Below are 6697 nucleotides of genomic sequence, written 5' to 3' on the forward strand. Positions count from 1 at the left end.
CTAGGCTACTGCCCATGTTCGTCTCCCTCCCGTCGCGCAAGAAGACGGCCCTGCGCTGGGCCACGCCCGTGCTTTTTGCGTCACTGTGGCTGGCGTTCCTGTGGTCGATCTCGCGCCCGGACGATGCCCGCAGCAGTCTCTGGCTGGACTGGGGCGCGCTGTCCACCGGCCTGACCCACCCGCTGGACTGGTGGGCGACCCTGCAGGACGGCAGCGTGCTGCGCCTGTTCACCGCCCTGTTCCTGCACGCGGACTGGTCGCACCTGCTGGGCAACCTGGTGTTCCTGTTGATCTTCGGCCTGCCGGCCGAACGCGTACTGGGGCCGTGGCGGTTGTTGCTGCTGTTCCTGGTCGGCGGCGCGGTGTCCAACCTGGTGGCGATCTACACCATGGGCAGCCCGGACCAGATCATCATCGGCGCCAGCGGCGCCGTCTCGGCGTTGATTGGCGCCTATCTGGCCCTGTTCCCGGGCGCTCGGCTGGGCGTGGTCATACCGCTCGGGCTGTTCCTGGAGTTTGTGCGCGCCCCGGCCTACCTGTTGATCGGCGTGTGGGCCGCGCTGCAGGTGGTGTTTGCCCATATCGGCCCCAGCTTCGGCATGGTGGCCTGGTGGGCGCACATCGGCGGCTTCGTGTTCGGCGTGGTGTATGGGGTCTACGTGCGGGCAGCGATCGCCCGCCGGCTGCGCAAGCGGCACGGGTTCTGACCGCCCCGGTAGTGCCGGCCGCTGACCGGCTCCACGCTGACCCGCCCGTCCGTAGAGTCGAGCTTGCTCGGCTCGGGCCTCGTCCGCCGGGTATGGCCCGGCGCTACCGTCAGGGCTTGGCCGGCGCCGGAACGGGCTTGGCTTCCGGCTTGGCTTCCGGCTTGGCTTCCGGCTTGGCTTCCGGCTTCGCCGCTGCGGCCTTTGCGGCCTTGGCCGCGTCCGCCTTGGCCGCTTCGGCCTTCAACCGCGCAGCCACCGAACCCGGGTTCTTCAGTTCGGCCAGCGCGTCGTTGATCGGACCATCGCCCGGCAGCACCGCGCCGGCGCGATAGCCCTCGGTGCCTTCGTCGTCACCGCGCAGGTGGCCCGGCAGGGTCGCTTCGCTGTAGTCGCTGAGGCTGGCCGGCAACGCATCGTCGGCTGGCGTGGCGGCCGGCTTCAATTCAACATCCGGCACGATGCCGGTAGCCTGGATCGACTTGCCGCTCGGCGTGTAATAACGCGCCGTGGTCAACTTCACCGAATCCCCGTTGTCCAGCGGCAGCACGGTCTGCACCGAGCCCTTGCCGAAGGTGCGGCTGCCAACCACGCGCGCGCGCTTGTTGTCGCGCAGCGCGCCGGCCAGCACTTCCGAGGCACTGGCCGAACCCGCATCGGCCAGCACCACCACCGGTGCGCCCTTCAACAGGTCGCCCGGGGTCGCATCGAAGCGCGCATCGCTGATGCTGATACGACCACGGGTGCTGACAATGTTGCCCTTCTCGAGCAGATCGTCGGCCACCTGCACGGCGGCAGTCAGCAGCCCGCCCGGGTTGCTGCGCAGATCGAGCACCAGGCCCTTGAGCTGGCCACCGGACTGCTTCTGCAACTGCTGCACGTGCTTCTGGAAATCCGAGCCGGTGTCAGCCTGGAAGGTGCTCAGGCGGATGTAGCCATAGCCCGGTTCCAGCAGGCGGCTGCGCACGCTGGTCACGCGGATGGTCTGGCGGGTCAGGCTGACATCGAACGGTTTGGGCTTGCCATCGCGCACGATGGTCAGCACCACCTTGCTGCCGGCCGGGCCGCGCAGCGGTTCACTGGCATCGATGGCGCTGATCGGCTTGCCGTCGATGGCGATGATCAGGTCGCCGGCAAGAATGCCGGCCTTGGCCGCCGGCGTGTCGTCGATCGGCGAGATCACCTTCATGCTGGCGTTGTCCGGCTGCTGCTGCAGCTCCACGCCAATGCCTTCATAGGCGCCGTTGGCCTGCTCGTCGAAGGCCTGCGCATCTTCCTTGTTGAAATAGGTGCTGTGCGGATCGAGGTCGAGCAGCAGGCCGCGCACCGCCGACTGCATCAGTTTCTTGTCATCGACCGGATCGACATAGGCCGCGCGCACGGCGTTGTACACAGCCACGAAGCGGCGGATCTCTTCCAGCGGCACCTTCGAGGTCACCGCCTCCTCGCTGTTCGCCGCCTGCCCACTGGTTTCCTGGGCCGGGGCGGGCGCGGTCTGCTGCGCCCAGGACAGCGCCGGCAACAGGGCCAGCAAAAGGGTGGCGGTACGGGCTGCGCGCATGGATCACTCCTGTCGACGGTGGCATCGTGCCCAAGGCACATGCCGCGATTATGCGCGAAGCACAGCTAAATTCCCGTTGAATCCGCAGCGCTGGCAGCGAGGCCAGGTTCAGCGCCGCTGCAGCCAGCTGTCCGGGTTGACCGGCTGCCCGCCGCGACGCAGCTCGAAGTAGAGCGCCGTGACGCCCTGCCCGCCGGAATTGCCCACCTTGGCCACGGCATCGCCGCGGCTGACCCGGGCCCCGGCATCCTTCAGCAGCGTGTCGTTGTGCGCGTACAGGCTCATGTAGCCATTGCCGTGGTCAACGATCAGGATCATGCCGTAGCCGGTCATCCAGTCGGAGAACACCACGGTGCCATCAGCCACCGCCGTGACGGTGCTGCCGGCCGGTGCACCGATCAGCACACCGCTGCTGGTACGGCCATCGGGCAGCTTGCCACCGTAGCGGGCCAACAGATTGCCCGACAGCGGCCAGCCCAGGCCCCCGACCTTCGGCGCCGGGGCCGAAGCCACCGCAGGCGGCACCTTGGTCGGCGGTGGTGGACGCCCTTCCGCCTTCGCCTGCCGCGCGGCCTTCTCGGCAGCGGCCTTCTCCGCTGCCGCGCGACGGGCCGCAGCACGGCGTTCGGCTTCTGCGCGGGCCGCAGCGGCACGCAGATTGGCCAGCAACGTTTCCAGCGCCTTGGCATCCTGGCCCAGCGCCTGTTCCTTCTCGCGCCGGTCCTTGAAGCGCTCGTCCAGCGAGGCCACGGTCTGCGCGCGATCGCGACGATCGGCCGCCAGCGTCGCCGCCTGCTGCTTCTGGTCGCGCTGGGTGCTCTGCAGTTTCTGCTGGTGCTCGGCAATCTGCGTCTGCAGCCCTTCCAGTTCCTTCAGGTCGGCGGTCAGCGTGGTGATGCGCTGCGCCCGCTCGCGCTGCAGATAGCGGTGATAGGCCAGCGCACGGTTGGCATCGGCCACGGTGTCCTGTGACAGCAACAGCTTCAGCGGTGCATGGCTGCCCAGCTGGTAGGCCGCACGCAGCAGGCCGGCCAGCTCGCGATGCTGCTGGGCCAGATTGGCCTGCAGGCTGCTGCGGCGGCGCTCGGCCTCAACCAGTGCCTGGTTCTGCTCGCGCAGTGCCGTTTCGGTCTGTGCCAGTGCCCGGCCACTGCGCGCCACCTTCTCGTCGGCCTCGCGCAGTTGCCGCGACGCCTGCCCACGCTGCCCTTCGATCTGCCGCCGTTCCTGCGCGACATCCTTCAGCTCGTTGCGCAGCTTCTGCAGCTTGCGCTCGGTCTCACGGGTGGTCTGTGCGGCACCGGGAAGCGGCACGGCCAGCATCAGGGCCAGCCCCAACAGCAGCCAGCGCCCGCCACGGGCCGCGGCGATGTGAGGTTGGCGTGATGGGAAGACGTTGTCGCGCAAGGGCTTTCCAGTGACTTCAGGCAGTTGCAGGGGGTACCGGGGAATGGTGACATCTCCGCACGCGGCCTGCCAGCCGCACTTCCATCGAGGGCGCCATGAACACTCTTTCCATTCCGTTGCTGTTGGGCGTATTGCTGGTCGCCGCGCCGGTGGCGGCGCAGGACAACATCAGCAAGGTCAACGGCAGCATCAGCGCCGAACCCGGCCAGCGCTACGGCAAGCTGGACACCGTCAACGGCGGCATCCGGGTCGGCGAAGGCGTCGAGACCGGCAGCATTGACACCGTCAACGGCGGGGTGAAGGTCGCCGACCGCGCCCGCACCGGCAAGATCGAGACCGTCAACGGCGGCGTGCGGCTGGGCCGTGAGGTGATCGCCAACGGCAGCGTCAGCACCGTCAACGGCAGCATCTTCGCCGACCGCGGCAGCCAGATCGAAGGCGGTGTCGAGACCGTCAACGGCGGTATCGGCCTGGTCGAGAGCCGCATCGGCAAGGACGTGGAGACCGTCAACGGTGACATCACCGTCGGCATCGGCTCACAGGTCAACGGCGGTGTGCATGTGCGCAAGCCGAACTTCAGCGTCTCGCTGACCGCCAGCCGCAAGCCGCGCGTGATTGTCGGCCCCAATGCCGTGGTCAACGGTCCCCTGCAGTTCGAGCGTGATGTGGTGCTGTACGTACACCGCACCGCACGGATCGGGCCGGTCACCGGCGCCGAACCGATCCCGTTCGACACCGAAACCGCCCCGGCGGACTGAGCGCACCGGCCCTCCCAGGTTCGGTGATACTCGCTGACACCGGTCGCGCAAGGCGTGCGGCCGCCCTTTGTTTCCCAGGAATCGACGATGCCCCGCAAACTCCTCCTGTGCCTGGCCGCTGCGGCCGCGCTCAGTGCCTGCAAAGGCGAAGACACTCCGGCACCTGCGCCGGCCACCGACGCCGCTGCCACCACCACCACGCCGACGGCCCATTCGTTCTCGCCGGAGATCAACGCCGGCGACTTCGCCGAGATGGTCAAGACCCTGGCCTCGGATGAGTTCGAGGGCCGCTCGCCGGGCAGCAAGGGCGAGGAACTGACGGTCAATTACATCCGCGACCAGATGCAGCGCATCGGCCTGCAGCCCGGCAACGGCGACAGCTGGTTCCAGGATGTCCCGATGACCGAGACCACGGCCGATGCCTCGACCGTGCTGAAGATCACCCAGGGTGGCAAGACCACCGAGCTGAAGTTCGGCACCGACATGGTGGTCGGGACCCGCACCGGCCAGGCCGAAGTCAAGGTCGACGCCAGTGACCTGGTGTTCGTCGGCTATGGCGTCGATGCGCCGGAACAGAAGTGGAACGACTACGCCGGCCAGGACTGGAAGGGCAAGACGGTGGTCATGTTCGTCAACGACCCGGGCTTCCACGTCGATGACGCCAAGCTGTTCGACGGCAAGCGCATGACCTACTACGGGCGCTGGACCTACAAGTTCGAGGAAGCCGCGCGCAAGGGTGCTGCCGCCGCACTGATCGTGCACGACACTGCCGGCGCGTCCTATGGCTGGGACGTGGTGAAGAATTCCTGGGCCGGCCCGCAGTACGACCTGCCGGCCAAGGACGATCCGGATGCGCGCATCCCGGTGCAGGGCTGGCTGAGTGCCGACGCGGCCAAGGCGCTGTTTGCCGGTGCAGGCCTGGACCTGGCGCAGGCCTACAAGGACGCCAGCAAGCGTGGCTTCAAGCCGGTGTCGCTGAAGGCTACCGCTGCGGTTGATCTGAAGAGCCAGATTGCACAGAAGCAGTCGCGCAACGTGGTGGGCGTGCTGCCGGGCAGCAAGCGCGCCGATGAGGCCGTGCTGTACATGGCCCATTGGGATCACCTGGGCAAGCACGAGGGTGAGACCGGCGACAACATCTACAACGGCGCCGTCGACAATGCGACCGGCGTGGCCGGCATTCTCGAGGTGGCCGAGGCCATGGCCCACCAGGATCCGAAGCCGGAGCGTTCGGTGGTGTTCCTGGCCGTGACCCTGGAAGAGTCGGGCCTGCTGGGTTCGAAGTACTACGTCGCCCACCCGACCTTCCCGCTGGACAAGATTGCCGGCGTGATCAACATCGATGCGATGTCGGTGGCCGGGCGTGCCAAGGACGTGACGGTGACTGGTTTCGGCAGCTCGGAGCTGGAAGACATCCTCAAGCCGCTGGCCGCCGCACAGGACCGCACCCTGCACGGCGAGACCTCGGTGCAGAGCGGCTTCTACTTCCGTTCGGACCACTTCAACTTCGCCAAGGCCGGTGTGCCGGCGCTGTACGCCGATGGTGGCGAAGACCTGCGCGAGGGTGGCGTGGAGGCAGGTCGCAAGGCTGCTGCCGATTACGGTGCCAACCGTTACCACGGCCCGAAGGATGAGTTCGACGCTGCCACCTGGAAGCTGGACGGCACCGTGGAAGACCTGCAGCTGATGTATGGCGTCGGCAAGGAGCTGGCCGGCGGCGATCGTTGGCCGAACTGGTACGAGGGCAACCCGTTCAAGGCGGCCCGCGACGCCATGATGAAAGACAAGACCGCAGCCAAGTAGAGTCGAGCGTGCTCGACTGACCAACGTTCAGGCCTGAGCGGCGCCCCACGGGGCGCCGCTTTTTTTGCGCGCTCCGCCATGGGTGGGTGCCAACCCTGGTTGGCACTTCTTTCCATCCACGCATGGCGTGGATCTACCCACTGTCGATCACCGGTATCGTCTTACGGGTAGTGCCGGCCGCTGGCCGGCAACCACGATCTTTCCTGCGCACAAAGAAAAACCCCGCTGCATGAGCAGCGGGGTTTTGGGTGTAGACCCTGGCGATGACCTACTCTCGCATGGCTTGAGCCACACTACCATCGGCGCAGCTGCGTTTCACTTCCGAGTTCGGGATGGGATCGGGTGGTTCCACAGCGCTAATTTCACCAGGGAGACGGTTGCAGCAGCGCTTGCAGCGCCAGCTCGCGATCTTGCCCTTGGGGCGGAAGGTACCCGGAAAAAGCAGTGCCTTCACTTAATAAGAA

The 6697-nt window shown here is 67.1% G+C and carries 5 protein-coding genes and 1 rRNA gene; 3 read left to right on the forward strand and 3 right to left on the reverse strand.

Features of this window, described 5'->3' with window-relative positions:
* The first annotated feature begins 14 nt into the window (after window positions 1-14).
* Window positions 15-707, forward strand: a complete 693-nt coding sequence (locus AC5YGJ_RS16340) for a rhomboid family intramembrane serine protease (protein ID WP_107232094.1) — start codon at window positions 15-17, stop codon at window positions 705-707.
* 109 nt (window positions 708-816) lie between these two features.
* Here the strand turns inward: AC5YGJ_RS16340 and AC5YGJ_RS16345 are convergent, their stop codons facing one another.
* Both AC5YGJ_RS16345 and AC5YGJ_RS16350 read right to left on the reverse strand, forming a co-directional pair.
* Complete coding sequence (locus AC5YGJ_RS16345) at window positions 817-2265, reverse strand: S41 family peptidase (RefSeq protein ID WP_496187144.1); 1449 nt, start codon at window positions 2263-2265, stop codon at window positions 817-819.
* Between the two features lie 108 nt (window positions 2266-2373).
* On the reverse strand, window positions 2374-3672 hold the full coding sequence (locus tag AC5YGJ_RS16350) for a murein hydrolase activator EnvC family protein (protein WP_249842153.1): 1299 nt from the start codon (window positions 3670-3672) through the stop codon (window positions 2374-2376).
* A gap of 95 nt (window positions 3673-3767) precedes the next feature.
* Between AC5YGJ_RS16350 and AC5YGJ_RS16355 the strand changes: the two genes are divergently transcribed.
* Window positions 3768-4430, forward strand: a complete 663-nt coding sequence (locus AC5YGJ_RS16355; RefSeq protein WP_309336886.1) for a DUF4097 family beta strand repeat-containing protein — start codon at window positions 3768-3770, stop codon at window positions 4428-4430.
* A gap of 87 nt (window positions 4431-4517) precedes the next feature.
* Window positions 4518-6233, forward strand: coding sequence for a M28 family metallopeptidase (locus AC5YGJ_RS16360; protein ID WP_496187145.1), 1716 nt, complete (start codon window positions 4518-4520; stop codon window positions 6231-6233).
* A gap of 255 nt (window positions 6234-6488) precedes the next feature.
* Here AC5YGJ_RS16360 and rrf read toward each other — a convergent pair.
* A 5S ribosomal RNA gene (rrf, locus tag AC5YGJ_RS16365) occupies window positions 6489-6603 on the reverse strand.
* Window positions 6604-6697 lie beyond the last annotated feature (94 nt).

The sequence above is a fragment of the Stenotrophomonas sp. CS3K5 genome, from assembly GCF_059515225.1.